The sequence below is a fragment of the Streptomyces sp. NPDC050423 genome, assembly GCF_040655445.1.
In the GTDB taxonomy this organism is placed as follows: Bacteria; Actinomycetota; Actinomycetes; order Streptomycetales; family Streptomycetaceae; genus Streptomyces.
The window spans coordinates 1-26376 of sequence record NZ_JBFAJY010000063.1 but is presented as its reverse complement, the minus strand read 5'-3'; the positions used below and the strand labels follow the sequence as shown (position 1 = coordinate 26376).

22 protein-coding genes and 2 pseudogenes are annotated in these 26376 nt (G+C 69.4%); 16 read left to right on the top strand and 8 right to left on the bottom strand.

What is annotated here, in order from left to right; genetic code table 11:
• Window positions 1–190: 190 nt before the first annotated feature.
• From AB0I52_RS31145 to AB0I52_RS31130, 4 genes are read left to right on the top strand one after another with little or no spacing between them, the layout of a single operon-like run.
• Window positions 191–1453, top strand: coding sequence for a sugar ABC transporter substrate-binding protein (locus AB0I52_RS31145; RefSeq protein WP_363078275.1), 1263 nt, complete (start codon window positions 191–193; stop codon window positions 1451–1453).
• Between the two features lie 9 nt (window positions 1454–1462).
• A complete protein-coding gene (locus tag AB0I52_RS31140) occupies window positions 1463–2422 on the top strand; it encodes a sugar ABC transporter permease (RefSeq protein WP_363078273.1) in 960 nt (319 codons plus the stop codon).
• A 5-nt stretch (window positions 2423–2427) separates the two neighbouring features.
• Entirely contained in the window at window positions 2428–3282 is an 855-nt protein-coding gene (locus tag AB0I52_RS31135) for a carbohydrate ABC transporter permease (RefSeq protein ID WP_363078271.1), read from the top strand.
• Window positions 3283–3296: 14 nt separating this feature from the next.
• Window positions 3297–4676, top strand: coding sequence for a GH1 family beta-glucosidase (locus AB0I52_RS31130; RefSeq protein WP_363078269.1), 1380 nt, complete (start codon window positions 3297–3299; stop codon window positions 4674–4676).
• Window positions 4677–4750: 74 nt separating this feature from the next.
• Here AB0I52_RS31130 and AB0I52_RS31125 read toward each other — a convergent pair whose 3' ends face one another.
• Entirely contained in the window at window positions 4751–5980 is a 1230-nt protein-coding gene (locus AB0I52_RS31125) for an ROK family protein (protein ID WP_363078267.1), read from the bottom strand.
• A gap of 332 nt (window positions 5981–6312) precedes the next feature.
• On the opposite strand from AB0I52_RS31125, the gene AB0I52_RS31120 reads away from it, so the two are divergent.
• Together AB0I52_RS31120 and AB0I52_RS31115 are read left to right on the top strand one after the other, a co-directional pair.
• Window positions 6313–7164 carry a VCBS repeat-containing protein gene (locus AB0I52_RS31120; RefSeq protein WP_363078265.1) on the top strand — a complete coding sequence of 284 codons (852 nt, stop codon included), beginning with the start codon at window positions 6313–6315 and terminating at the stop codon, window positions 7162–7164.
• Between the two features lie 108 nt (window positions 7165–7272).
• Window positions 7273–8193, top strand: coding sequence for a VCBS repeat-containing protein (locus tag AB0I52_RS31115; protein ID WP_363078263.1), 921 nt, complete (start codon window positions 7273–7275; stop codon window positions 8191–8193).
• A gap of 130 nt (window positions 8194–8323) precedes the next feature.
• Here the strand turns inward: AB0I52_RS31115 and acnA are convergent, their stop codons facing one another.
• The 3 genes from acnA to AB0I52_RS31100 form a co-directional block, all read right to left on the bottom strand.
• Window positions 8324–11041, bottom strand: a complete 2718-nt coding sequence (gene acnA, locus AB0I52_RS31110; RefSeq protein ID WP_363078261.1) for an aconitate hydratase AcnA — start codon at window positions 11039–11041, stop codon at window positions 8324–8326.
• Window positions 11042–11357: 316 nt separating this feature from the next.
• The gene (locus AB0I52_RS31105) at window positions 11358–12005 is read right to left on the bottom strand and encodes an ankyrin repeat domain-containing protein (RefSeq protein WP_363078259.1); all 648 of its coding nucleotides are present in this window, start codon (window positions 12003–12005) and stop codon (window positions 11358–11360) included.
• Between the two features lie 246 nt (window positions 12006–12251).
• Window positions 12252–12659 carry a helix-turn-helix domain-containing protein gene (locus AB0I52_RS31100; protein ID WP_363078257.1) on the bottom strand — a complete coding sequence of 136 codons (408 nt, stop codon included), beginning with the start codon at window positions 12657–12659 and terminating at the stop codon, window positions 12252–12254.
• Between the two features lie 143 nt (window positions 12660–12802).
• On the opposite strand from AB0I52_RS31100, the gene AB0I52_RS31095 reads away from it, so the two are divergent.
• On the top strand, window positions 12803–13666 hold the full coding sequence (locus AB0I52_RS31095) for an alpha/beta hydrolase (protein WP_363078255.1): 864 nt from the start codon (window positions 12803–12805) through the stop codon (window positions 13664–13666).
• A 66-nt stretch (window positions 13667–13732) separates the two neighbouring features.
• On the opposite strand, the pseudogene AB0I52_RS31090 reads toward AB0I52_RS31095, so the two are convergent.
• A pseudogene (locus AB0I52_RS31090) lies at window positions 13733–13995 on the bottom strand (VOC family protein); the annotation flags it as partial.
• Window positions 13996–14277: 282 nt separating this feature from the next.
• Here AB0I52_RS31090 and AB0I52_RS31085 point away from each other — a divergent pair.
• From AB0I52_RS31085 to AB0I52_RS31060, 6 genes are all read left to right on the top strand, one after another.
• Complete coding sequence (locus AB0I52_RS31085; RefSeq protein ID WP_363078253.1) at window positions 14278–15081, top strand: methyltransferase domain-containing protein; 804 nt, start codon at window positions 14278–14280, stop codon at window positions 15079–15081.
• Between the two features lie 136 nt (window positions 15082–15217).
• On the top strand, window positions 15218–15628 hold the full coding sequence (locus AB0I52_RS31080; protein ID WP_123466183.1) for a VOC family protein: 411 nt from the start codon (window positions 15218–15220) through the stop codon (window positions 15626–15628).
• A 55-nt stretch (window positions 15629–15683) separates the two neighbouring features.
• Complete coding sequence (locus tag AB0I52_RS31075; RefSeq protein WP_363078251.1) at window positions 15684–16148, top strand: helix-turn-helix transcriptional regulator; 465 nt, start codon at window positions 15684–15686, stop codon at window positions 16146–16148.
• Window positions 16149–16153: 5 nt separating this feature from the next.
• Window positions 16154–16780: a glyoxalase gene (locus tag AB0I52_RS31070; RefSeq protein WP_363078249.1), complete on the top strand. Its 627-nt coding sequence runs from the start codon at window positions 16154–16156 to the stop codon at window positions 16778–16780.
• Window positions 16781–16884: 104 nt separating this feature from the next.
• Window positions 16885–17508, top strand: coding sequence for an RNA polymerase sigma factor (locus AB0I52_RS31065; protein WP_363078247.1), 624 nt, complete (start codon window positions 16885–16887; stop codon window positions 17506–17508).
• Complete coding sequence (locus AB0I52_RS31060; RefSeq protein WP_363078245.1) at window positions 17505–18497, top strand: hypothetical protein; 993 nt, start codon at window positions 17505–17507, stop codon at window positions 18495–18497. Before AB0I52_RS31065 ends, AB0I52_RS31060 begins: the two co-directional genes overlap by 4 nt.
• A gap of 115 nt (window positions 18498–18612) precedes the next feature.
• Here the strand turns inward: AB0I52_RS31060 and AB0I52_RS31055 are convergent, their stop codons facing one another.
• The gene (locus AB0I52_RS31055) at window positions 18613–19263 is read right to left on the bottom strand and encodes an MOSC domain-containing protein (RefSeq protein ID WP_363078243.1); all 651 of its coding nucleotides are present in this window, start codon (window positions 19261–19263) and stop codon (window positions 18613–18615) included.
• A 246-nt stretch (window positions 19264–19509) separates the two neighbouring features.
• Between AB0I52_RS31055 and AB0I52_RS31050 the strand changes: the two genes are divergently transcribed.
• The gene (locus AB0I52_RS31050) at window positions 19510–21039 is read left to right on the top strand and encodes a UDP-N-acetylglucosamine 1-carboxyvinyltransferase (RefSeq protein WP_362962800.1); all 1530 of its coding nucleotides are present in this window, start codon (window positions 19510–19512) and stop codon (window positions 21037–21039) included.
• An 813-nt stretch (window positions 21040–21852) separates the two neighbouring features.
• Here AB0I52_RS31050 and AB0I52_RS31045 read toward each other — a convergent pair.
• A complete protein-coding gene (locus AB0I52_RS31045; RefSeq protein WP_363078241.1) occupies window positions 21853–22785 on the bottom strand; it encodes an NAD-dependent epimerase/dehydratase family protein in 933 nt (310 codons plus the stop codon).
• Window positions 22786–22919: 134 nt separating this feature from the next.
• On the opposite strand from AB0I52_RS31045, the gene AB0I52_RS31040 reads away from it, so the two are divergent.
• On the top strand, window positions 22920–23858 hold the full coding sequence (locus AB0I52_RS31040) for a LysR family transcriptional regulator (protein ID WP_363078239.1): 939 nt from the start codon (window positions 22920–22922) through the stop codon (window positions 23856–23858).
• 244 nt (window positions 23859–24102) lie between these two features.
• On the opposite strand, the gene AB0I52_RS31035 is transcribed toward AB0I52_RS31040, so the two are convergent.
• Window positions 24103–24939 carry a type II CAAX endopeptidase family protein gene (locus AB0I52_RS31035; RefSeq protein WP_363078237.1) on the bottom strand — a complete coding sequence of 279 codons (837 nt, stop codon included), beginning with the start codon at window positions 24937–24939 and terminating at the stop codon, window positions 24103–24105.
• A 703-nt stretch (window positions 24940–25642) separates the two neighbouring features.
• Between AB0I52_RS31035 and AB0I52_RS31030 the strand changes: the two are divergent.
• Window positions 25643–26039 (top strand): annotated as a pseudogene (locus tag AB0I52_RS31030) (ferritin-like domain-containing protein); the annotation flags it as partial.
• Window positions 26040–26376 lie beyond the last annotated feature (337 nt).

Sequence of the window (26376 nt, the reverse complement as noted above, 5' to 3'; positions counted from 1 at the left end):
GCTGTTCCTGCCGCACGCCGTGCCCGGCATCATCGCCGCGCTGATCTGGGTGTACCTGCCCGGCGGACCGCCGGGCGCCCCGACTCCCCGGGTGCGGGCCTGCCGGATCCGTACCCGGGCGGACTGACTCATCCCGTCGGGACACAGTGGTCCCCCCGGGCCGGCACCCCTCTCACGCAAGGGCACCATCGTGAAAGCACCTTCCCCGGACGGCCTGCGCCAACGGCGCCGTCGTCACCACCGGCGGGTCATCGTTCCGCTCACCGTCGTCTCCGCGCTGGTCGGCGGCGTCGTCCTGGCCGGCTGCGGGCAGCAGCGGGACCCGGACGTGTACACCGTCATGAACTCGTCGACCGACGAGTCCTACCACCGCTGGGACGCCCAGACGCTGGCCCGGTGCAGCAAGCAGCTCGGGGTGAAGATCGAGCAGCAGAGTGTCCCGGCCGCCCAGGTGATGACGAAGGCCCTGCGGATGGCGTCCTCGAAGTCGCTGCCCGACGTCCTTCAGCTGGACGCCTCCGAGATGCCGACGTTCGCCGAGGCCGGCGGCCTGATCCCGCTGGAGGACCTCGGGCTGACCACCACGGACATCCCCCGGGGAATCGTCAACTTCGGCTCGTACGAGGGGACGTACTACGGCGCGGCGCGCACGGTGAACACCCTGGCGCTGTTCTACAACAAGGACATCCTCGACAAGGCCGGTCTCAAGGTGCCCGCCACCTGGGCCGAGATGCGGTCGACGGCGAAGGAGCTCACCCAGGGCAAGCGGTACGGACTGGCGCTGAGCGCGGGCGGCGCGGAGGACGGCGTCTTCCAGTTCACCCCGTTCATGTGGTCCAACGGCGGCGACGAGACGAAGCTCGACAGCCCGCAGGTGGCCGGGGCGCTGGACTACTGGAAGGGCCTGCTCAAGGACCGTTCGCTGTCCAAGTCGACGGTCAACTGGACCCAGGCCGATGTGAACGACCAGTTCATGGCCGGCAACGCCGCCATGATGATCAACGGCCCCTGGCAGGTGGAGACCCTCAACTCCAAGAAGGGGCTGAACTGGGGCATCGCCCAGATCCCGGTCCCGAAGGCCGGCGACGACTCGGTCGGTCCGCTGGGCGGCGGGATTCTGACCGTGCCCAACACCGGTGACAGCGCCCGCGAGAAGATGTCGGCGAAGATCATCGGCTGCATGGCGGGTGAGCAGGAACAGATCACCTACGCGCTCAACAGCTGGATGGTCCCGGCCAACGAGAAGGCCGCCGCGGTGTGGCGCAAGAAGGTCCCGGAGCTGGCCGCCCTCTCCGACCAGGTCGCCACCGCCCGCTCGCGCACCGCGAAGCTCGGCGCGGGCTGGTCGTCCGTCTCCCTCGCGCTCCAGAGCGCCTTCCAGTCCGCCCTCACCGGCGAGTCGAGCGAGGCCGCCCTCAAGCGCGCCCAGCAGCGCGCCACGAGCGGGAACTGAGGTACAGCAATGTCGACCACCACCGCCTCCGCAGCCGCCGGCCCGGCGCTCCCGGCCACCGCGGTCGGGAAGCCGCCGAACCCGGCCCGCATCCGCCGCCGCAGGCGCCTGGCCCAGTGGGGCTTCATAGCCCCCGCCGTGATCTTCATGGCGCTCTTCTTCGGCTACCCGCTCGTCCGCAACATCGTGATGAGCTTCCAGGACTACTCGCCGTCCACGTTCTTCACGGGCGAGTCCCCGTTCAACGGAACGGCCAACTGGAGCAACGTCTTCAACGACGAGCTCTTCGGCAAGGCCCTCTGGCACACCATCCTGTTCACCATCGGCTCGCTGATCGGGCAGTTCTGCATCGGTCTGGGTCTCGCGGTGTTCTTCAGCCGCCGCTTCCCGCTCAACGGGATCCTGCGGTCGCTGATCCTGCTGCCCTGGCTGGTCCCGATGGTCGTCTCCGGTGTCGTCTGGCGGCGCATCCTCGACCAGGACACCGGCGTCCTCAACTCGTTCCTCGGCACGATCGGCGTCGGCGGCGACACCCCGTGGCTGACCAGCACGAGCATGGCGCTGATCTCGGTGGTCCTGGTGAACATCTGGATCGGCATCCCGTTCAACATGGTGATCCTCTACGGCGGCCTCCAGGAGGTCCCCAGGGAGCTGTACGAGGCCGCCTCGCTCGACGGCGCCTCCGCCTGGCGGACCTTCCGCTCGATCACGCTGCCGATGCTGCGCCCCGTCATCACCGTGGTGCTGGTGCTCGGCTTCATGTCGACGGTGAAGATCCTCGACCTGATCCTGGCGCTCACCGACGGCGGGCCCGCCGACTCCACGCAGACCCTGGGCACCCTCACGTACCAGAACTCCTTCGTCCAGCTGGACTTCGGAGCGGGCGCCGTGGTCGGCAACATCCTGATCCTGATCTCCGCCGTCTTCGCGGTGTTCTACCTGCGGGCCAACCGCAACGAGGGGAAGTGACCGGCATGGCGAGCACTGTGCGTACCCCCGCCGCCCCCACGCATCTCACCGGCCGGCCGAAGCGGCGCTGGGGCGCCATGGTCTTCGGCGTCGTGGTGCTGTGCGTAATGCTTTTCCCGCTGTACTGGATGGTGAACACCGCGCTCCAGCCGGCGTCCGGACTGCTGGAGGTCAGCCCCTTCCCGCACAGCCTGGATCTGTCGGGCTTCCGTTCGGCCATCACCGATCAGGGCCGCAACCTGCTGACCTCGCTGGCCGTCGCGCTCGGTGCGGTGATCATCTGCCTGGCCGTCTCGGCACCCGCCGCCTACGGGCTCGCCCAGTTCAAGCTGCGCGGCACCAGGACGATCGTCTTCGGCACGCTGATCACCCAGATGGTGCCGGGCATCGTCATCGCCAACGCCCTGTACAGCGCGTACGTGGACATGGGCCTGGTCAACTCCTACGCAGGACTGATGCTGGCCGACGCCTCGCTCGGCATCCCGTTCGCGATCGTGCTGATGCGGTCGTTCATGGTGGCCATCCCGCGCGAGGTCATCGAGGCGGCCGAGGTCGACGGTGCGGGCCGCTTCCGCACCTTCGTGCAGGTCGTACTGCCGATGAGCCGCAACTCCCTCATCACCGCTGGGCTGTTCTCGTTCCTGTACGCGTGGAGCGACTTCATGTTCGCGCTGACGCTGAACACCACGGACGACGTCAAGCCGATCACGCTGGGCATCTACCAGTACATCGGCGCCCATGTCGGCGACTGGGGCTCCGTCATGGCGGCGTCCGTGCTGTCGGCGATCCCGGCGGCCGTCCTGCTCGTCCTGTCGCAGAAGTACATCGCCGCCGGAATCACCGGCGGCTCGGTCAAGTGAGGACTGCGTTTTTCATGAGTGACTTCCCCGTGTTCCCGCCCGGCTTCGTCTTCGGCGCGGCCACGGCCTCGTACCAGATCGAGGGCGCCGCGCGGGAGGACGGCCGCGGCCCGTCCATCTGGGACACCTACAGCCACACGCCCGGGAAGACCGACGGCGGTGACACCGGTGACGTCGCCTGCGACCACTACCACCGCTACCCCGAGGACGTGGCGCTGCTGCGCGAGCTGGGCGTGGACTCGTACCGCTTCTCCATCGCCTGGTCGCGCGTCCAGCCGGCCGGCAGCGGTGCGGTCAACCCCAAGGGCCTGGACTTCTACTCCCGGCTCGTCGACTCGCTCCTCGAAGCGGGCATCGAACCGGCCGCCACCCTCTACCACTGGGACCTGCCGCAGGCCCTGGAGGACCGGGGCGGCTGGCGGGTGCGCGAGACCGCGGAGCGGTTCGGGGAGTACGCCGGGATCATGGCGGAGCACCTGGGCGACCGGGTCCCGCGCTGGATCACGCTCAACGAACCGTGGTGCAGCGCGTTCCTCGGCTACTCGGTGGGCCGGCACGCGCCCGGCGCGAAGGAGGGGCGCGGCGCGCTGGCCGCCGCGCACCACCTGCTGGTCGGCCACGGCCTGGCGATGAAGGAGCTGCGGGCGGCCGGGGTCCGCGACGCGGGCATCACGCTCAACCTCGACCGCAACGTCCCGGCCACCGAGTCGGACGCGGACCTGGCCGCCGTCGTCCGCGCGGACACCCAGCACAACCTGGTGTGGACCGAGCCGATCCTCGCGGGCCGCTACCCGGCGACCGAGGAGGAGACCTGGGGCGAGCTGATCACCGCGCAGGACTTCCGGCGCGAGGGCGACCTGGAGCTGATCTCCCAGCCGATGGACTTCCTCGGCATCAACTACTACCGCCCCATCGTGATCGCCGCCGCCCCGCACCGCGAGGCCGACCCGGCGCTGCGCGTCGCCACCGACAACCGCTACAGCGAGGGCCAGTACCGGGACGTCCGGAAGACGGCGATGGGGTGGCCGGTCGTGCCGGAGTCCTTCACCGATCTGCTGACCGCGCTGAAGCAGACCTACGGGGACGCGCTGCCGCCGGTGCACATCACGGAGAACGGCTCGGCGGAGTTCGACACCGTGGACGCGGACGGCTCGGTGCACGACGCGGACCGGGTCGAGTACCTGCGGACCCATCTGACGGCGCTGCGGGCGGCGATGGACGCGGGCGTGGACGTCCGGGGCTACTACGTCTGGTCGCTGCTGGACAACTTCGAGTGGGCGCTCGGGTACGCGAAGCGGTTCGGCGTCATCCGGGTCGACTACGACACGCAGGAGCGCACGCCGAAGGACAGTTACCGCTGGTACCAGGGGCTGATCGCGGCGCACCGGGGATAGTCCCGGGCGCCTCCGGGCCGCCTCGTCCGCCGTCCGGCGGGCGGGGCGGCCTTCTGCGCGCCCCCGGGGGCGGGTCAGCGCGCCGCGTACGCCGCCGGGTCGGCCAGGACCCCGCGCACCACGCGGGCGGCCGCGCCCCTGGCCGCGTCGCCGGAGAGCGAGGAGGCCCGCAGTCCGCTGCAGTTGCCGTGCCACCGCCCCGACACCACCCGGTCGGCGAGCTGGGCCTGCGCCGCGTCCGCGAGCCACGGCATCAGATCGCGGTAGATGCCGCCCAGCACGACGGTGTCCAGGTCGAAGAGGTTGACCGCGCCGGACAGCACCAGGCCCATCCGGTCCCCCGCCGCCCGCAGCACTTCCAGCGTCCCCGCCTCGCCCGCGCGGGCCCGCCTCTCCAGCTCGCCGAGGCCGCGCACGCCCGCCGCCGGGTCGATCCCGGCGGCCCGCAGCAGCGCCGCCTGGCCCGCGTACTGCTCAAGGCAGCCGTGCGCCCCGCACCCGCACAGCGGGCCCTCCGGGTCGACGACCACATGCCCCACCTCACCGGCGAAGCCGTGGGCGCCGCGCAGCAGTTCGCCGTGGAGCACCAGCGCACCGCCGACGCCGATCTCGCCGGTGAGGTAGAGGAAGCAGCCGCCGTCCCCGGCGCCACCGAACCAGAGCTCGGCCAGCGCCGCCAGATTGGCCTCGTTGTCCGAGCTGACCGCCAGCGCCCGGCCCGCCGGGCGCAGCGTACTCAGCGCCTGGCCGAAGATGCCTTCGGCCGCGACCCGGTACCAGCCCAGGTTGGGTGCCTGGCGGACCATGCCGCCGGAGACCAGTCCGGGCAGTGCCAGCTCGACGCCGACGGCCCGCAGCCCCTGTTCGCCGGTCGAGGTGATGACCCGGTTGGTGAGCCGGGCCGCGTGGGCGAGCACCTCGGCGGGCGGGGTGTTCCGGTTGTCGATGTGCTCGGTGACCCGGACCCGGTCGGTGCCGGTGAGCCCGACCGCGCAGACCGATACATAGTCGATGTTGATCTCGACGCCGAGCCCGGCCGGACCCGTGTCCGACACCTTCAGCACGGTGCCGGGGCGGCCGGCGCTGCCGCTGAACGTCTTGCCGGACTCGGTCAGCTGGTCCAGGGAGAGCAGCTCCTCGACGAGCGAGGACACGGCGGCCCGGGTCAGCCCGACCCGGTTCGCCACCCGGGCCCGGGTCGCCTCGCCCTCCTCCAGTACGGCACGCAGGACGAGGCCGAGGTTGTGGCGGCGCACGGACTCGGTTCCGGCCTTGGCGCCGGCGGGGGTGGCATGGATCTTCATCAGGTCTTCGAGCGTAGAGCCTCGGCTGCGGATGCCGCGCGCACGTCCGGGGCGGCTGCCGTCAGGGCCCGTGTGGAGACCCGGTCGCACGGCGTTCACCGCTTGACCACGGCCGGGCTCCCCGGCCCGCCGGCCGCCTGCCGCGTACCCCGGTCCTGACCTCGTCCGATCCCACAACACCCGCATATCCGGGCGAAGATGTCGCGGTGGCATCATTTCGCCAAACCCTTGGACACGTGAGGGACCCGTGAAAGGATCACCCTCAATTCCGTGGCGTGTCCCCGTATCCCGCGGCGCGTCACGCCTCGCCCCACCACCCATGGAGAACACACGTGGCCAAGACCTCTGGCCGTCGGCCCGGACGGGCTGCCGCCCGTCTCGCCGCCGCCGCGATAACCGCGGCCCTCGTCAGCACCGGTACCGCCGCCTTCGCCGCAGAGCCGGGCGACGCGCCCATGTTCGGCATCGCCGGTCTGGACAGCGCCGGCACCTCGTACTACTACACCCCGTCCGGCGACGGCGGCCTCGAGAAGCGTGTCCAGCTCGACACCGGCTGGAAGAACGTCAAGTTCCTCGGCCGGGTCGACAACAACGCCGACAACGTCGCGGACGGCCGCTGGCAGCTCAGCACCAACGGCGACATCCACTACTACGCCAACGACAACTCCGCGGCGAAGAAGATCGGCTACGGCTGGGACATCTACAACAAGCTGGTGTCCCCCGGCCAGTTCGGTGGCGCCGAGGGCGGCGACCTCCTCGGCCGCGACGCCAAGGGCGACCTGTACCTCTACCTGGGTTACGGCGACGGCACCGTCACCAAGCGCATCAAGGTCGGCTACGGCTGGGACATCTACAGCGAGATCGCCGGCAACGGCGACCTGACCGGCGACGGCAGGAACGACGTCGTCGCCCGCGACAAGTCCGGTGTCCTGTGGCTGTACAAGGGCACCGGCAACCAGCACGACCCGTACGCGAAGCGCACCAAGATCGGCAGTGGCTGGAACCAGTACAACGCCCTGTTCGCCCCCGGTGACATCGACCTGGACGGCATCGCGGACCTGGTCGCCCGGAACGCCGCCGGCGAGCTCTACCTGTACAAGGGCACCGGCAACGCCGCCGCTCCGTACAAGCCCAAGGCAATCATCGGAACGTCTGGCTGGAACAGCTACCGCCTGTTCTTCTGATCAAAAGGGCAGGTTTTGTGCCCAAAATCGTGACACGATTCGGCTGAATCCGTGGTCCGCCGTCAACTCGTGGCGGGCCACGACCGATCACGATCCATGGAGTACTTCGTGGCCGAAACCGCTGGCCGTAACCACAAGCGCACAGCCGCTCGCGCGGCAGCCGCGGCGCTCACCGCCGCCCTCGTCGCCACCGGCACCTCCGCCGTGGCCGCAGACTCTCCGCAGCCGTCGATCAGCGCGGCGCAGCAGCAGCCGTCCGCCGCGGCCGCGAAGGCGGCAGCCGCCGTAGCCTCCAACTTCGCCCTGTTCGGCGTCAACTCCGCGGGGACCGCGTACGCCTACAGGTCGAACCTGAAGGGCGGTCTCACCGCCCGCAGCCTCAACGGATCGGGCTGGACGGGCGTCAACGCCATGCTCCAGGTCGCCAACGTGCCGAAGAGCAGCGGCGACAGCGACGGCATCTGGTTCCGTGAGAACAACGGGAACTTCGGCTACCTGAAGTTCGACACCGACAAGCCGGTCCAGGCCGGCTACGGCTGGGACATCTACAACAAGCTGGTCTCCCCGGGCAACATCGGGGGCGCCGCCGCGGGCGACATCCTCGCCCGCGACAAGAAGGGTGACCTCTACGTCTACCTCGGCTACGGCACCGGCAAGGTGACGGGCCGTATCAAGGTGGGCTACGGCTGGGACATCTACAGCGAGATCGCCGGCAACGGCGACCTGACCGGCGACGGCAAGAACGACGTCGTCGCCCGCGACAAGTCCGGTGTCCTGTGGCTGTACAAGGGCACGGGCAACCAGAAGGCGCCGTTCGCCAAGCGCACCAAGATCGGCAGCGGCTGGAACCAGTACAACCGGCTGGTCTCCACGGGTGACATCACCGAGGACGGCCGGACCGACCTCCTCGCCCGGAACGCCGCGGGCGAGCTCTACCTGTACCGGGGCACCGGCAACGCCGCCGCCCCGTACGCGGCCAAGGTGAAGATCGGCACGAGCGGCTGGAACAGCTACAAGTTCCTCTTCTGAGCCACTCGGCAGTACCGCCCGGACATGTTCCACCCGGCGGATGAGAGCCGGTACGTACGAACCGGAACATGAGAGAGGGCCGCATCCCCGTCGCCGGGGATGCGGCCCTCTCGCCGTACTGCCTGCCGGCCTACTTGCGGATCAGGCTGCGGAGCACGTACTGCAGGATGCCGCCGTGTCGGTAGTAGTCCGCCTCACCGGGGGTGTCGATGCGGACGACGCCGTCGAACTCCACACCGGTGTCGGTGATGACCTTGACGGTGCGCGGGGTGGTGCCGTCGTTCAGCTCGGTCACGCCGGTGAAGGAGAAGGTCTCCTCGCCGGTGAGGCCGAGGGACTCGGCGGTCGCGCCCTCCGGGTACTGGAGCGGGAGGACGCCCATGCCGATGAGGTTCGAGCGGTGGATGCGCTCGTAGGACTCGGCGATGACGGCCCTGACGCCCAGGAGCGCGGTGCCCTTGGCGGCCCAGTCGCGGGACGAGCCGGAGCCGTACTCCTTGCCCGCCAGAATGACGAGCGGGGTGCCGGCGGCCTGGTAGTTCTGCGAGGCGTCGTAGATGAACGAGACCGGCGCACCCGCCTGGGTGAAGTCGCGGGTGAAGCCGCCCTCGGTACCCGGCGCGATCTGGTTGCGCAGGCGGATGTTGGCGAACGTGCCGCGGATCATGACCTCGTGGTTGCCACGGCGCGAGCCGTAGGAGTTGAAGTCACGGCGCTCGATGCCGTGCTCCGTGAGGTACTTGCCGGCCGGGGTGTCGCCCTTGATCGCACCGGCCGGGGAGATGTGGTCGGTGGTGACCGAGTCGCCCAGCTTCGCGAGGACACGGCCGCCGGTGATGTCCTCGACCGGGGTCGTCTCCATCGTCATGCCCTCGAAGTACGGGGGCTTGCGCACGTAGGTGGACTCGGAGTCCCACTCGAAGGTGTTGCCGGTGGGGATCGAGAGCGCCTGCCACTGGGCGTCGCCCGCGAAGACGTCCTGGTAGGACTTGTTGAACATGTCCTCGCCGATGGTGTTCGCCACGACGTCGTTGACCTCGGCCTCGGTCGGCCAGATGTCCTTCAGGTAGACCGGCTTGCCCTGCTGGTCGGTACCCAGTGCGTCCCGCGTGACGTCGACCCTCATCGAACCGGCGATGGCGTAGGCGACGACCAGCGGCGGGGAGGCCAGGTAGTTCATCTTGACGTCGGGGTTGATACGGCCCTCGAAGTTACGGTTGCCGGAGAGCACCGAGGTCACGGCCAGATCGTGGTCGTTGACCGCCTTGGAGACCTCGTCCAGCAGCGGGCCGGAGTTGCCGATGCAGGTGGTGCACCCGTAGCCGACGAGGTTGAAGCCGAGCTTTTCGAGGTAGGGGGTCAGGCCCGCCTTGTCGAAGTAGTCGGTGACGACCTTCGAACCGGGTGCCAGTGTCGTCTTCACCCACGGCTTGCGGGAGAGACCCTTCTCGACCGCCTTCTTCGCCACGAGCGCCGCCGCGACCATGACGGTCGGGTTCGAGGTGTTGGTGCAGGAGGTGATCGCGGCCACGGCGACGGCGCCGTGGTCGATCTCGTACGTCGAGCCGTCGGGGGCCGTCACGGTGACCGGCATGTGCGGCCCGTCGTCCGGCGTGTTGGGCGGGACGTCGGAGGCGGGGAAGGACTCCTTGCCGGTCTCGTCGACAGTGTCCACGTAGTTGCGGACGTCCTGCGAGAACTGCTGGGAGGCGTTCGCGAGGACGATGCGGTCCTGGGGGCGCTTCGGGCCGGCGATGGAGGGGACGACCGTGGAGAGGTCGAGCTCCAGCCGCTCGGAGAAGTCCGGCTCGGCGGCCGGGTCGAGCCAGAGGCCCTGCTCCTTGGCGTACGCCTCGACGAGCGCGACCTGCTGCTCGTCGCGGCCGGTGAGGCGCAGGTACTTCAGCGTCTCGTCGTCGATCGGGAAGATCGCGGCGGTGGAGCCGAACTCCGGCGACATGTTGCCGATGGTGGCGCGGTTCGCGAGGGAGGTGGCGCCGACGCCCTCACCGTAGAACTCGACGAACTTGCCGACGACGCCGTGCTTGCGGAGCATCTCGGTGATGGTCAGCACGAGGTCGGTGGCGGTGGTGCCGGCCGGGAGCTCGCCGGTCAGCTTGAAGCCGACGACGCGCGGGATGAGCATGGAGACCGGCTGGCCGAGCATCGCGGCCTCGGCCTCGATGCCGCCGACGCCCCAGCCCAGTACGCCGAGGCCGTTGACCATGGTGGTGTGCGAGTCGGTGCCGACGAGGGTGTCGGGGTACGCCTGGCCACCCCGGACCATGACCGTGCGGGCCAGGTGCTCGATGTTGACCTGGTGGACGATGCCGGTGCCCGGGGGGACGACCTTGAACTCGTCGAAGGCGGTCTGGCCCCAGCGCAGGAACTGGTAGCGCTCCTTGTTGCGGCCGTACTCCAGCTCGACGTTCTGCGCGAACGCGTCCTTGGTGCCGAACCTGTCGGCGATGACGGAGTGGTCGATGACCAGCTCGGCCGGGGCCAGCGGGTTGATCTTCGCCGGGTCACCGCCGAGCTCCTTGACGGCCTCACGCATGGTGGCGAGGTCCACGACACACGGCACACCGGTGAAGTCCTGCATGATCACGCGGGCCGGCGTGAACTGGATCTCCTGGCTGGGCTGAGCCTGGGAGTCCCAGCCACCGAGCGCACGGATGTGGTCGGCGGTGATGTTCGCGCCGTCCTCCGTGCGGAGCAGGTTCTCCAGCAGCACCTTCAGGCTGTAAGGGAGGCGCGCGGAGCCCTCGACCTTGTCCAGCTTGAAGATCTCGTACGACTCGTCGCCCACGCGCAGCGTGCTGCGGGCGTCGAAGCTGTTCGCCGACACGACAGTCTCCTTCATCAATGTGCGCGTAACTCCGCGCCGCGCCTCACCACGGCGGGCGCCGCGTGGTGCTGCCTACAGCCACCCGGCCATTCGCTAAGGTAAGGCTTAGTTAGGTAGCCCTTACCTCGCGGCGGCCCGCTGTGCGCCTTCGGCATATATCTCGATGTCGAGATAACTCTAGTACATCGCAGGGGAAGGGTCATGTCGGGGCACGCTGTCCCGTGTCATCGAACCTGGACCGATTGCCACTGAAGTTGGGCGACCGGTGGTTCCGTGACGGCGAAGTTGGGCCGGGCGGGTGCCCCCTGAGCGATCGCTACGCCAGATTCCCGGCTTCCGTCCCGGGCTCTTGGCCCGGGCCAGGCGCGACATCTACAGCAAGGAGGGCGACGGCGATGCGTTCGGTCTTACGCCGACGCCCCGGATGACGTCCGAGATGCTCACGCGCGGCGGCCAGGGTCTCGGCCGAGGGGACGGCACCGCAGCCGAGCAGGCGCTGCACCATCTCTTCCTGCCCGAACCCGACCGCCCAGTCCAGGGCGGTCCTGTGCTTCATCACCGCGTTGATGTCCACCCCACGGTCCAGCAGCAGGTCTACTGTTTGCGGGTGCCCCTCGTCGCCGGTCGTGGCTGCCAGCACCAGCGGTACGTAGCCCAGCCGGCCCTGGGCCCCGGTACGGGCACCGGCATCGAGAAGAACCCCGACAACCGCCGTGTGCCCCTGACTCGCCGCCAGGCACAGCGGCGTCGACTCCTGGTACTCACCCGCCCGCTGCTCCAGATCAGCCCCTGCTCCGACGAGTCGGCGGACAACATCGGCATGCCCCTGCTCTACCGCCCGGTCCAGCGCCGTACGCCCATCACGGTTCGGCGTATCCACCGCGGCACCCTGCTCTAGCAGCCGGGCTACCTCGATCACGTCGCCGTCGCCCGCCGACCTCACCAGTTGATCCGCGATGTCCATACCTCGATCGTTCCGGGCCTCCTGGCCGGGGGAACACCCGGGTCGCCCAACAGTCCGATTCACCCGCCATCGAGGTGGAGCCCGAACTGCGGACTCTGGGCCGGTCCAACTTCGCTGTCACAGAACCGCCGGTCGTCCAACTTCAGTGGCAAACGGTCCAGGTTCGATGGCACAGGTCACACGCTTGACCGCCCCGTCCGACCGAGGCGTTTGCTCAGCGAACCCGGCCGCGGATTCCGTTTGCGGTCAGCGGCCGGCCGTCTCTTCATGGCCGCACCGGTTCGCACGGTCCACCTCGGCCATGTGTTCCTCGGCCCACGCACGGAGCGTGGCCAGCGGCTGTTCCAGCGTCAGGCCGAGCGGGGTGAGCCGGTAGTACACGCGCGGTGGCACCGTCGCCTCCACCCGGCGGCCGACCAGGCCGTCACGGGCCAGCCCTCGAAGGGTGACCGAGAGCATCTTCTGCGAGACGCCGGTCATCCGGCGCTGCAGTTCCGCGAAGCGCACCTCCCCCGGGGATGCCTCCGCCAGCACTTTGATGGCCATGGACGTCCACTTCGTACCGATCCGGTCGAGCAGACGGCGGGTCGGACACTGCGGATTGAACAGATCTCCACGATCCCCATGCGGGGGAGGCGGCGTCGAGGAGGTCACCTGGGGCTCACCACCTGTGGCAGAAGTGCGGTCTTGGCCCTCCCACCCTAGTTACCTATCGTTTTGCTGTCACCATTCGTAACTGCCTGGAGATCCCTGTGCCTGCCGCACCGCACCGCATATCCGGCCATCGTCCGTCCGGCGTGGAACTCCGTCGTGTCACGGCCAACGGCGTCGACCTCAACGTGGCTCTCGCCGGTGAGGGGCCGGCCGTGCTGCTGCTGCACGGCTTCCCGCACACCTGGCACCTGTGGACCGATCTCCTGGACGGGCTCGCCGGGCGATACCGGGTGATCGCGCCGGACCTGCGAGGGACGGGCGCGAGCACACGCGCCGTGGGCGGCTACGACGCCGGCACGCTCGCGACCGACGCCGAAGCCCTCCTCGCTGCTCTCGGGGAGAGTTCGGCGGCCGTGGTCGGTATCGACGCCGGCGCCCCACCGGCCTTTCTTCTCGCCATGCGCCGCCCCGACCTCGTCCGGCGGCTCGTCGTCATGGAGTCACTTCTGGGCAGGCTGCCCGGCGCCGAGGGATTCCTCGCCCACGGAGCACCGTGGTGGTTCGGCTTCCACGCGGTACCCGGCCTCGCGGAAACCGTTCTCACCGGGCACGAAGCCCAGTACATCGACTGGTTCCTCGACGCGGGTTCGCTCGGGGAGGGGGTGGATCCCGCTGTCCGGGACGCCTTCACCCGCGCGTACACCGGGACCGAGGCCCTGCGCTGCGCCTTCTCGTACTACCGTGCACTGCCCGAAAGCGCCGATCAGATCCAGGAGGCCGTCGGTGCGGGCCGGTTGACCGTGCCCACCATGGCCATCGGCGCCCGCCCCGTGGGCAACGCCCTCGAACAGCAACTGCGGCCGGTCGCCGATCATCTCGTCGGCCACGTCATCGAAGACTGCGGCCACATCATCCCGCTGCACCGCCCCGAGGAACTGCTCGCCCTCCTGGAACCGTTCCTCGCCCCGGCGGGGCCCACCGTCGATCCTCGCGCTGGTCACGTGTGAACCACCCGGCGCCGCAGTCTGTGCCGTCCCCGTCCGGACCGGGGGTGTCCTGCCCCAGGCCGCCCCGACGGATAGATGCACCCGGTTCTTGACGACCTTGCCTTCGGGAACGCGCTGGAAGAACAGCCGGGGCCCACACCTGAGGGGTCATGGCAGACGAATGCCGCACCCTGACGCTCAGGCGGCAGCGAGCGGTCGAAATCGCCCCACGTGGCGAACCCCTGCGGCGGCGACGGTACGACGTACCCCAACACCTCGCACCAGAATCGGGCGTCGCGCTCGGGTTCCGCGCAGTCGAAGGTGACCTGGATCTGCTTGATCGACGCCATCGGGCCAGCTTGCTGACGCTCACTGACCACGGGGATCTGTCGGCGGACATCGTCCAGCGGGTTCCGCATCGCGATGCCGTACGCGAAGGACTCGTCGCCGGTCTGGAACACACCCGGTCACGCCCCGCGAAGGTGCCCGCCTCCCCCACGGAGGCGGGCACGCTCGCGCGGCATCCGGACCGGTCGGGGCGGACGGTGCGGGCATGGTGAACTTCGGGTCCGGCGGACGGATCGGGGCCGGCGGCGGCGAGACGCAGGCGCAGAGAGACGGTGGGGCAGGGCGTGACCGAGCACGGCAAGGACCGCGGGTATCTGCTGGACAACCAGCAGTCGGAGGCGGGCGTCCGGTTCGGCGCGCTGGCCGAGCTGTTCGACCCGGTGACGTTCCGGCACATCGACCGGATCGGCATCACCGAGGGCATGCGGTGCTGGGAGGTCGGAGCCGGCGGCCCCTCCGTTCCCGCGGGTCTCGCCGAACGGGTCGGCGCCACCGGACAGGTCGTCTGCACCGACATCGACGTGTCCTGGGCCCAGGACGCCGCCTCCGACGTCGTCGAGGTCCTGCGCCACGACGTCGCGGCCGATCCTCCGCCGCCGGGTGGTTTCGACCTGGTGCACGCCCGGCTGGTCCTGGTGCACGTCGTCGACCGCGCCGAGGCACTGCGCCGCATGGTCCAGGCGCTGCGCCCCGGTGGTGTGCTGCTCCTGGAGGACGCCGACCCGGGGCTGCAACCCCTGCTGTGCCCGGACGAGTCGGGTCCCGAGCAGCGGCTGGCCAACCGTCTGCGGTCCGGGTTCCGGAAACTCATGGCGTCGCGCGGTGCCGATCTCTCGTACGGCCGGACGCTGCCCCGGCGGCTGCGCGAGGCCGGTCTGCTCGCCGTGCAGGCGGACGCCTGCTTCCCGATCACCTCGCCGGCCTGCACCGTTCTCGAGGCTGCGACCGTCCGGCAGATCCGTGGCCGGCTCGTGGCCGCGGGGATCGCGACCGACGAGGACATCGACCGCCACCTGGCGAACGTCGCCACCGGAGACCTCGATCTGGCGACGGCGCCGATGATCTCCGCCTGGGGCCGGCGCCCGTAGACCGGTGAACCGGCATACCGGTCGGGAGGCTTCCGCCAGGGTGCGCCCGGGAGGCGCGACGGGCTGCGTGGCGGGCGGCCGGACCGGTCAGGATTCGAGAAGCGAGGGCCGCGGGACCTCGCATAACCTGACCGCCATGGACATCACCATTCACACGAGCGCCCTCCCGCACGACGACCCGGACGCGTCGCTGGCCTTCTACCGCGACACGCTCGGCTTCGAGGTCCGCAGTGACGTGGGACAGGGCAGGATGCGCTGGATCACGGTCGGCCCGGCGGGTCAGCCCGACACGTCCATCCTCCTGGCGCCCCCGGCCGCCGACCCCGGGGTCACCGAGGACGAGCGCCGCACCATCACCGAGATGATGGCCAAGGGCACCTACGGGTGGATCCTGCTGGCCACCCGGGACCTGGACGGAACCTTCGAGAAGGTGCAGGCGGGCGACACCGAGGTGGTCCAGGAGCCGACCGAGCAGCCGTACGGAATCCGCGACTGCGCCTTCCGCGACCCCGCGGGCAACATGGTCCGCATCCAGGAACTCCGCTGAGCCGTCCCGGTTTCCGCACCCGCCGGCGGTCACCGTCATGAGAAGGAGCCCCCTCTTGTGCCATCCCTCGTGGGCGCGGGCCCGCGCCCGCGAGCAGCGACTGCGCGACCTGGAACTGCTGCGCCGGGTCCGCGACCGCATCGACCGGGAGTACGCCCAGCCGCTGAACGTGGAGGCGCTCGCCCGCGGCGTGAACGTGTCCGCAGGGCACCTCAGCCGCCAGTTCCGGTCGGCGTACGGCGAGTCGCCGTACTCGTACCTGATGACGCGTCGTGTCGAGCGCGCGAAGGCACTGCTGCTCCGTGACGGTCTCAGCGTCACCGAGATCTGCTTCGCGGTCGGCTGCTCGTCGCTGGGCACCTTCAGTACCCGCTTCACCGAGCTGGTCGGGATGCCGCCCAGCGCCTACCGGCGCCGTGCGACGGGCGCCGCGGCGGGGATGCCGCCCTGCGTGGCGAAACAGGTGACCCGACCGGTCAGGAATCGAGAAGCACCCGCCCCGGAGCCACAACTAGCGTGATGGACATGGCACCCATCGAATCCATCACCCTCGAAGTGGACGACCCCACAGTCGCCCAGCGCTTCTACACCTCCGCCTTCGGACTGGACACGCAGCTGCGCCTGCGGGCCTCCGAGGCACCCACGGCCGGCTTCCGCGGGTTCACGCTGTCGCTCACCGTGTCGCAGCCCGCCACCGTCAACAGCCTCATCGGCTCGGCCCTCGAAGCCGGCGCCACGGCACTCAAGCCGGCCGCCAAGTCGTTCTGGGGCTACGGCGGTGTCGTGCGGGCCCCGGACGGCACGATCTGGAAGGTCGCGACCTCGGAGAAGAAGGACACCGGCCCCGCCACCCGGGAGATCGACGAGATCGTGCTCCTGCTGGGGGTCGACGACATGGTCGCGAGCAAGGGGTTCTACGTCGGCCGGGGCCTGGCCGTGGCGAAGAGCTTCAGCCGCATGTACGTCGAGTTCGCCGCCGGCCCGAGTCCCGTCAAGCTTGCGCTGTACAGGCGCCGCGCCCTGGCCAAGGACGTCGGGGTCTCCCCCGACGGCACCGGATCGCACCGGATCGTGATCGGCGGCGACGCCGGTCCGTTCACCGACCCGGACGGGTTCGCCTGGAAGGCCGCGTCGCCGGCGCTCACGCCCTGATGCCCCCTCGCGGGCCCCACTCCCGCGGCGAGTGCGAACGGAACCGGCGCCCGGTGACAAGTACAGGGTGAGACCGTCGCCCGGCGGTCGGAGACGGAGACTCCGTGAAACCGGATGTCCGGCAACACGAGGGGCGCGATGACCGCGCCCCTGAGCACGAAGGCGACAACGACAGCGACGCCCAGCTGACGCGGTCGGCGGCCGGCGACCCTGCGGCGTTCACCCCGCTGGTGGAGAAGTACTCGACCGTCCTGCACGGCTACTTCGCCCGGCGCATGCCCGGCGCGGCCGACGATCTGCTGGCCGAGGCATGGTTGCAGGCGTTCGCCGCACGGCGCACGTTCGACCCCGCACGCGGCTCGGCGCGGGGCTGGCTGTTCGGGGTGGCCCGCAACGTACTGTCCCAGCACCTGCGACGGGCGGGGCGGACAGAGGCCGTACCGGGACCGGAGATCACCGACCCCTGGCAGGCGGTGGACCAGCGGCTCGACGCGGCCGCACTGGCACCGGCCCTGCGCCGGGGACTGGCCGAACTATCGGTCGAGGAAAGGGAGTTGCTGCTCCTGGTCAGCTGGGAGCAGCTCACCCCGGCGGAGGCGGCCACCGCTGTGGGCATCCCTGCGGGCACGGCCCGCTCGCGGCTGCACCGGGCCCGGGGCCGGCTGCGCGACCGGCTCGTCCCCCGCCCCGTGGGCCGGCAGCTGAGCGTGACGGGGGACCTGGCGTGAGTCCGTACGACGACGTGGAGCAGACCGGCATGGACCCGTACGACGACATGGAGCGGACCGGCATGAGGACGCACGGCGTGAAGGAGAGCGGTATGGACGAGCGAGGGACGCTGCTGGACTTCCCGGGCGCCGATGAACTGGTGGCCGCGGGGCAGGTCGAACAGCCGTCGGCACAGGCACTGTCCGACGCGCTGGCGCGGGTCGAGACGGCGGTGGCGGCGGAGGCGGCCGGGCACGGGAGGGGCAGCGTTGCCGTAACGCCGGTCCGGCGGCTGTCCCCGCGCCGCCGGGTCCTCGTGGGCATGTTCACCGCCGCCGCGGTCGCGGCCGGCGCGGTGACGTACGCGAACGCCGGTGCCGGGTCCGCGGCGCCCACGGGCCCGGCAAGCGGGACGCAGGCGGCCGACGCGTCCGTCTTCCTGAACGACATGTCCACCGTTGCCGCAAGCCGGTCGGTCACCACGGGGAAGTACTGGAAGACGCACACGCCCATCGGGGACACCTACCTCTCGCAGTCCATGGACTTCTACGTCACGAACGGCGGCAAGGCCTACAAGAAGGGTCGCCGGCCCGACTGGGCGTTCGGGCCGAAGGACGTCGACTGGAAGGGTCTGGACCAGCTGACCACCGACCCGGCGAAACTGCTCCAGCTGCTGCAGACACCGCCGAAGGCCAAGGCCATCGCCCCCTTCGACCAGGCGACCGCCCTGCTCGGCGACGCCCCTGCGAGCCCGAAGCTGCGGGCAGGGGTGTTCAAGGCGATGGCCGGACTGAAGGGCGTCAAGCTCGTCGGGTCCGTCAAGGACAGCACCGGACGCGGCGGGACGGCTCTTGAGTTCCAGGAGGCCAAGAGCCTCGGCCGGGTGACCGTCGACCCGAAGACGAGCGCGATCCTGGAGTACACCTTCACGTGGACGTCGGGACCGAGCAAGGGCAAGGTCACCCACCACACGATCCTGTCGATGGGCTTCACGGACAAGATCGGCTGAACCTGATGGCGGGACAGGACGAGCGCTGAGAAACGGGGCAGGGTGGCGGGGGTACGCGCACAGCTCCCCCTCACCACCCTGCCCCGCCCCCGCTCCCGCCGCCCGCCCCCGTCCCCTACGCAGAGGTCCGCCGACGGACCAGCTCCTTGCCCTCCTCCGGCAGCGCGTCCGCGGCCAGCAGCCTCGGCAGCAGGTCGCCCTCCAGGGTCATGGCCCGGAAGACGAGGGCGACGGTCACGTCGTGATCCGGCCGGTGCACGACCTCGACCGGGTCGTCGGCGCGGATGTCGCCGGGCTCGATCACGCGCAGGTACGCTCCGGGCAGCGCGGCCCGCGTGAACCGCTTGATCCAGCCGTCACGCCCCAGCCAGCCCTGGAACGTCCCGCACGGGATCCGCGCGCAGGACACCTCCAGGATCACATCCGGCCCGATCCGCCAACGCTCGCCGATCAGGGCACCGTTGACGTCCAGCCCCAGGGTCGTGAGGTTCTCCCCGAAGACCCCGTTGGCCAGCGGCCGGCCAAGCTCGGCCGCCCAGCCGTCGAGGTCCTCGCGGGCGTAGGCGTAGACGGCCTGGTCGGAGCCGCCGTGGTGCTTCACGTCGTAGACCCGGTCACCGGCGAGACCGACCGCACCGGTGCCCTTGGGGCCGGGGGCCGTGACGGCGACCGGCCCGTCGACGGGCCGCTTGTCGATACCGGTCGAGCTCAGCCCCTTCCAGGGGTTGGGACGGGGGCGGCCTGTATTGACGGAGAGCAGCTTCATGCCGGGGACCATACGATCGTCCCCGCGCCGGGGCGACATATTTATCCTGTCGTTCAACCCGGTCAGGGGCTGACGCACCCGATGGACGCGCTCCACGTGCCGAACCCTGACGGCGGGCGGACCATGGAGCCGGGCGGCAGCGCCCGCGCTCAGCCGCGGCCCCGCACCGCGGCCCCGCACCCGCCCGTCACTCGAACACCACACCCCACCAACAGCCTCATCTCATATCTGAGATAGCCTTTCGGCATGTCAGATGACTACCTCGTACGTATCGGCAAGCTCATCCGTGACGCCCGCCAGCACCGGGGCTGGACACAGAGCCAGCTCGCCGAGGCGCTCGCCACCAGCCAGAGCGCCGTGAACCGCATCGAGCGCGGCAATCAAAACATCAGCCTTGAGATGATTGCCCGTATCGGTGAAGCACTCGACAGTGAGATCGTGTCACTCGGCTACGCCGGTCCCATGCACCTGCGGGTGGTCGGCGGTCGCCGGCTGTCCGGCGCCATCGACGTCAAGACCAGCAAGAACGCCTGCGTGGCGCTGCTCTGCGCCTCGCTGCTCAACAAGGGCCGCACGGTGCTGCGCCGGGTGGCCCGCATCGAGGAGGTCTACCGCCTCCTGGAGGTGCTGAACTCCATCGGGGTGCGCACCCGGTGGATCAACGACGGCACCGATCTGGAGATCGTCCCGCCCGCCCGGCTCGACATGGACGCCATCGACGCGGACGCCGCCCGCCGGACCCGGTCGATCATCATGTTCCTGGGGCCGCTGCTGCACCGGATGGACCAGTTCAAGCTGCCGTACGCGGGCGGCTGCGACCTCGGCACCCGGACCATCGAGCCGCACATGATCGCGCTGCGCCGCTTCGGCCTGGAGATCGCCGCCACCGAGGGCATCTACCATGCCCAGGTCGACCACGCCGTCACACCCGGCCGCCCGATCGTGCTGACCGAGCGCGGTGACACCGTGACCGAGAACGCGCTGCTGGCCGCCGCCCGGCACGACGGCACCACCGTCATCCGCAACGCGTCCTCCAACTACATGGTCCAGGACCTCTGCTTCTTCCTGGAGGCGCTGGGCGTACGGGTGGACGGGGTCGGCACGACCACACTGACCGTGCACGGTGTGCCGACCATCGACGTGGACGTCGACTACTCCCCCTCCGAGGACCCGGTCGAGGCGATGAGCCTGCTCGCCGCCGCCGTCGTGACCGAGTCCCAGCTGACAATCCGCCGGGTGCCGATCGAGTTCCTGGAGATCGAGCTCGCGGTGCTGGAGGAGATGGGCGTCGACTGCGACCGCACGTCGGAGTACGCGGCCGACAACGGACGGACCCGGCTGGTCGACCTGACGGTCAGGCCCTCCAAACTGGAGGCGCCGATCGACAAGATCCACCCGATGCCGTTCCCCGGCCTCAACATCGACAACGTGCCGTTCTTCGCGGCCATCGCCGCCTCGGCCCACGGCCAGACCCTCATCCACGACTGGGTCTACGACAACCGCGCCATCTACCTCACCGACCTCAACCGCCTCGGCGGCCGGCTCCAGCTCCTGGACCCGCACCGGGTGCTCGTCGAGGGTCCGACCCGGTGGCGCGCGGCCGAGATGATGTGCCCGCCCGCGCTGCGGCCGGCCGTGGTGGTGCTGCTCGCGATGATGGCGGCCGAGGGCACCTCCGTACTGCGCAACGTCTATGTGATCAACCGCGGTTACGAGGAACTGGCGGAGCGGTTGAACTCGGTGGGTGCGCAGATCGAGATCTTCCGGGACATCTGAAAGCCTTCAGGGAAGACTCCGCCACACCCCTCCTGACCTGCACAAATGCGAGGCTGGGCGGGGCGTGACGGAGTCCCTGGGACTTCTCTGGGACTTTGAACCAGGAGCGACGGCTTCCGAACACCGCGCTCTCCACATGATGAGTCATCGCGAAACATGTGGAACGGGCAGTGCGGGCGTTGCGTGCACGCTGCTGACGCATAAACAGGCGTCAGCCAAGCGGTGCTGATCGCTGTGAGCGCGAAGATGCTCCGCTTGAAGACACTTCGGTCGCTATGAGGGTTCGGCGGGTGCTGAAGAGAACGCTTCAATGCGCCAACTGCTGTCTGAGGTGTTTGGACGGATAGTCCGTTCACCCGGCAGAGCTCAAGTTGTTTCGGGAAGTTGGTCGCTGTGGTTCGACGTGAGGCTTTGGGCGGTCCGCGGCGGGGCGCCCCTGGAGGTCGTGGGAGGACCGCATCCCGCTGGCACTGCGTACTGACTCCCGCCTTCGGCAGTCCACTGTACCCACGAGTCAGCCGGCGCGATTGTTACGCTCGGCCGCTAACTTGGCGTGCTTCCGACGCCTTGGGGTAACCACCCCAGGCGATACGTGTCACAGGTTGAAACTCCTGTATGGATGCGAAAACGTCCTGGCCGGCCAGGTTGGTTTCGAATCGAGTTCCGAGGTGCAGCGATTCATGGCCGTCAAGCAGCTGGACATGTTCGACGCCCGGGTAGAAGGTGGGCCAGGGCTTCCGGCCAATTGATCGCTTCAAACACAGAAATCTCCAGATGCCTCTTGCCGTATGCCGGTTGAACGTGGACGGCGCTTCACGCGCGGGCGACGTCCACCGAGTTCCTGACGGCCTCCAGAGCGGCGGCGTGCGAGACGATGGGCTTGTACCCGAGTTCGGCTACCGCCTTGTCGGTCCGCAGGGTGCACGTCTGCCCGAGGAACCATCGAACGGGCACGGGGATCGCACGGGCGGCAGTCACGGCGTCCAGTTCGGCGGTCGGCTTGTCGACGCCATGGATCTCGAACAGGGTCTCCCAGAAGTCGCGGAAGGTGACGCGGTGTTGGTCGGTGACGAAATACGCCTGGCCCGGCCGGCCGCGCTGCCATCCGAGCACGAGGCCCTCGACGCAGTTGTCGACGAACGTGATCTCAGTCGTGTGGCGACCACCCTCGATCCAGGCGAACTGCCCCGCCTTCACCAACTCGATCAGCATGTCGATGAGGATGCTGTCGGGACCCCATACCATCCTGGGCCGGATCGACACCGCGGCGAATCCCGGCGCGTTCGCGTCGAGCACGATCGCCTCTGCCTCAGCCTTCACCGCAGAGTAGACGGCTTCCGAGTCCGGCCGCAGCGGCGCGGTTTCGTCGACGTCCACGAGGGGGTCGCCGGCAAGGAGCGCGGCTTCGGTTCCGCAGTGAACGAACCGGGGAACCTTGGCATAGCGGGCCGCGTCCACCGCTGCCTGAGTGCCGCCGACCGTCACCACCTCCTGACGTGCACGGTCGCTGGAGATATCGGTTTCGGCAGCGAGGTGAAAGACCACTTCGCTGCCCTTCACCGCGTCCCGCCACGTGGCCGAGTCGGTCAGCTCGCCCCGCACGGGTTCCGCGCCCAGCGCTGCCACCTTGGCGGCCGACCCCTCGCTTCGGACCAGAGCTCGGACCGTATGTCCCTCACTGACAAGCCGACGGACCAGCACTTGGCCGATGAACCCCGAACCGCCTGTGATGAATGCGCGTGCCATGAAACTCTCCTTCATCGATACCGGCCTCTCGCCTGCTTCGGGGCGAGAAGGTCTCACGGGGTGAAGCGGTCTCCAGTCACGAGCCATTCCCTCGAAAAGATTCATACTTCGGTGGGCTGCGATAAAATATGGGCATGGCTTCTCTTCGGGCGCTGGAGTGCCTTGTCGCGGTCGCGGACTCCGGGTCGGTCACACAAGCTGCACGGCTGCTGCATTCGTCGCAGCCCGCTGTCTCTCACCAACTCGCCGCGCTGGAACGCGAGACAGGGACGATCCTGCTTCGCCGCGAACCCAGGGGAGTCAAGCTCACTCCTGCCGGGCGTGCCGCCGTCGTGGATGCCAGACGAGCGATCGAGGCGGCTGCCTCCGCAGTCCTGTCGGCCCGCGCCGTCGGCGCGGCGACCGGGGGATCGCTGCGGTTGGCCTGCGCGCAGAGCCTGATCTCCGTGCTCGCACCGGTCGTTCGCGAGTGGTACGACCGTTACCCCAAGGTGGCGATCACATTGCGTGAATCCACGTCGGCAGAAGAGCTTCACGGCTTCATCGACGCCGACGAAGCGGACGTGGTGCTGATGCCCGCTCCGGTGCCCGACCGCTTCACGGCCACCGTGGTCGCCGACGAGGAAATTGTGCTGGCGGCGCCAACGGACCACCCCATCGCCATGCAGCCAGTCGTGCGTGTACAGGACCTTGATGGAGTGCGCCTTGTCCACTTCGCTCCGGACAACGGCCTCAGCAGGTGGCTTGACCGGTCCCTCACCAAGGCCGGAGTCCGCCCGGAGCCTGTGATGAGGACATCGGTGACTGTCGCAGCCCCGCAACTCGCGGCCGCCGGCCTAGGGGTCGCGGTATGCCCGGTGAGCGCGATCAGCGCCGGCTTCCCGGGCGCGGTCCGATCGTTCTCACCACACTGGGTCAGGCAACTGGTGGCGGTCACCCCTGCCACACTCGACCCGCTCGCCGCGCGGTTCGTCGCCGACATGCGCAGGCACGGCGTGCACGTGCCCCGCGACGTGCGAACTCAGCTCGGAGGGGACAACTCGACTCCCGCGAAGGCGCGACCGTCCTCCTGAGGATCGCCCCGCCGACGCGGTAGGCGACCAGGTCGTTCGCCGGCGACCAACAACGGAGGCGGCATCAGCACCCATCGACTCGGCAAAGGCCGGCCCCGGACGCATCGACGCCCGCACGGACCGGCGTTGCTGCGGCGACCGCCCGGAGGCGGAGATCGGGCACTTGACGCGGCGGGGGTTGATACGCGCTCGACGGGGCGGGAGCGCGGACCAGCCGCAGAACCTTGCGGCTTCCGCAGATCGATCACTGGGGAAGTGCAGCGGCGGCCTCGCCCCGGCCGACGCGCCGACGACGGGGCACCACATGTCCGCGCCGGTGGGCCAGCCACATGAACACGATCGTCAACAGCACGCCCCACACCACCGAGTACACGCTGCCCTCCGGGCCGAAGTCGCCCCCGGTGATCAGCTGCGGGCCGGAGATCTCAAAGTCCAGCAGCCCCTGCTGGGTGTCGGTGCCCGAGATCCCGGCGCTGAAGATGCCGGACTCGGCGAAGTTCCAGCCGAAGTGCAGCCCGATCGGCAGCCACAGCTTGCGCGTTGCCACGTACGCGGCGGCGAGCATGCCGCCGGCCTCGATGGCGATGGCGATGGCACCCCACAGAGTGGCGTCCGGGTTGACCAGGTGCAACAGACCGAACAGCAGACCGGTCAGCGCCAGCGCGATCCAGCTGCCGGCGCGTTCTTCGATGATCCGGAACAGGATCCCGCGGAACAACAGTTCCTCCGACACGGCGGCAGCGGTCATCACGCCGAACAGTGTTACCGCGCCCGTCACCGAACCCAGGCCGTCGAGCTTGTACTCCGCGGCGGAGGCAATGTTCACGATCACGACCCCGAACAACGCGAGGCCGATCAGTATCCCCCGCGCCATCGCTCCCACGGCGCCCTTCCGGGCCAACTCCGTGACCGGCCGCCGCTCGGTCCGCCCCACCACCCACCTGTAAACCAGCACGCCGAGCACGGCCGTCAGAGCGCCGAGGCCAAGGCTGAGCCACGGATTCCCCTGCGCCGCGGCAGCTGCCTGGTTGCCGATCAGGGCGATGGCGAAGACGGCCACAAGCTGCCAGACGATCCTCATGAGACTCCTTCACTGGATCCGCGGCAGGAGCGCGGCGGCTGTGCTCACGTTAGGGATCCATCCGCACGTAGTCGTCACCCCAGCGAGGACAGCTGCACGTAGCTCGCACGGGGGACACGGCCCTCTCAGGCCGGCCCTGGACGGCATGCCGGCAGTCGCCTGGCGGGTGGGGTGGTCGCCGATCCATACTGCTCGGCACCGTGCTCCCACCCGCCGACCTGGCGCAACGGGTGCACCGGAGCTGGATCCGCTTCGCCGCCACCGGCGACCCCGGATGGCCCTCCCGTAAACACGGTCACCCCCGCACCATGCACCTCGCAGACCCCGGAGCTGTCGGTACACGTCCGGCCCCGCCGGAACCGGGCGCATCACCCGGGCGCACGGCTCACCGTCCGGCCCAGCGCGGCGGCCGCCCGCACGAACTTCGCCGCGTCCGCGACAACCGCGCCGCCCAGGTCGTTGTTGAAGTACACGTACACGTCGTCCTCGTCGGGGCGGACGTCGGCGATGCGCCGCCCAGGACGTCAACGCCTGGCGTCCGTAGCTCAGTGGCGGCTTTGCCGTGCCGCCGTGAAACCGCACGTGGGCAGGCGGTAGAAGGCGTTGTTGTCCTCCACGGTGGCGAAGTGCCAGGTGTACTCCTCCAGCCACAGCGTCGTCCCTCTCGGGACACGGTGGCTGTGTCCAGGGAAGGGGAGACCGGGTGCATACGGGCGGCTTCGCCAAGTGGACAACGCGGTTCGAGGACGAGCGCGAGCGCAGGCGTGCCCCGGGATGATCCGGACTGGGGACAATCCGCGACGCGCATGCGGCGGTGTGGGCCGGCATTCAGCGCTTCCAGATCGGCGAGGACGGTGACGGCGCCAACCTCGTCGGCCAAGGCGGACCAAGCCGGCGACACCGACTACGCACAGGCGGTCCGGCTCTTCATCGCCGAGGAACAGAATCACGCCCGTCTACTTGCCCGGCTGCTGGGGGCTGGGGGCATACCGACGTTGACCGGGCACTGGAGCGACGCGGTCTTCGTACGATTGCGGCGTCTCATGGGCCTACGCATGGAACTGCTGGTCCTGATGATCGCGGACGTGGTGGCACTGCGTTAGAAACGGTGTTCCCGAATTCTTGAACGTCCCAGGCCTTTGAAGGGGTTTTTGAAGGTTCTCGGTCCTTTTCGATCTTGAAACGGTGATCTTCAGAATACGTTCGTTCTTTTAAGGCGAGGCCCATCGACCCGCATCGTCTTCTTCGTTGGATCTGAGTGTCGGGGTAAGGGCGGTTGGCGCGATGCCGGGCTCTCATCGGCACCCCGGGCGAGACTCTGGCGGCACGGTCGGCGTCAGCCCGGCGGGTACGCAAGGGCTCATCCCGGCGGGTACGCAAGGGCTCATCCCGGCTTCTGATCGACCACGGCGAGTCGCGCCTCCACCTGGTCCCCCA

Coding starts and splice junctions, on each gene's coding strand:
- AB0I52_RS31040 (WP_363078239.1), top strand. CDS start 22,920: ATGGCTTCTCTTCGGGCGCTGGAGTGCCTTGTCGCGGTCGCGGACTCC.
- AB0I52_RS31050 (WP_362962800.1), top strand. CDS start 19,510: ATGTCAGATGACTACCTCGTACGTATCGGCAAGCTCATCCGTGACGCC.
- AB0I52_RS31135 (WP_363078271.1), top strand. CDS start 2,428: ATGGCGAGCACTGTGCGTACCCCCGCCGCCCCCACGCATCTCACCGGC.
- AB0I52_RS31055 (WP_363078243.1), bottom strand. CDS start 19,263: ATGAAGCTGCTCTCCGTCAATACAGGCCGCCCCCGTCCCAACCCCTGG.
- AB0I52_RS31045 (WP_363078241.1), bottom strand. CDS start 22,785: ATGGCACGCGCATTCATCACAGGCGGTTCGGGGTTCATCGGCCAAGTG.
- AB0I52_RS31130 (WP_363078269.1), top strand. CDS start 3,297: ATGAGTGACTTCCCCGTGTTCCCGCCCGGCTTCGTCTTCGGCGCGGCC.
- AB0I52_RS31140 (WP_363078273.1), top strand. CDS start 1,463: ATGTCGACCACCACCGCCTCCGCAGCCGCCGGCCCGGCGCTCCCGGCC.
- AB0I52_RS31125 (WP_363078267.1), bottom strand. CDS start 5,980: ATGAAGATCCATGCCACCCCCGCCGGCGCCAAGGCCGGAACCGAGTCC.
- AB0I52_RS31105 (WP_363078259.1), bottom strand. CDS start 12,005: ATGGACATCGCGGATCAACTGGTGAGGTCGGCGGGCGACGGCGACGTG.
- AB0I52_RS31035 (WP_363078237.1), bottom strand. CDS start 24,939: ATGAGGATCGTCTGGCAGCTTGTGGCCGTCTTCGCCATCGCCCTGATC.
- AB0I52_RS31070 (WP_363078249.1), top strand. CDS start 16,154: ATGGCACCCATCGAATCCATCACCCTCGAAGTGGACGACCCCACAGTC.
- AB0I52_RS31080 (WP_123466183.1), top strand. CDS start 15,218: ATGGACATCACCATTCACACGAGCGCCCTCCCGCACGACGACCCGGAC.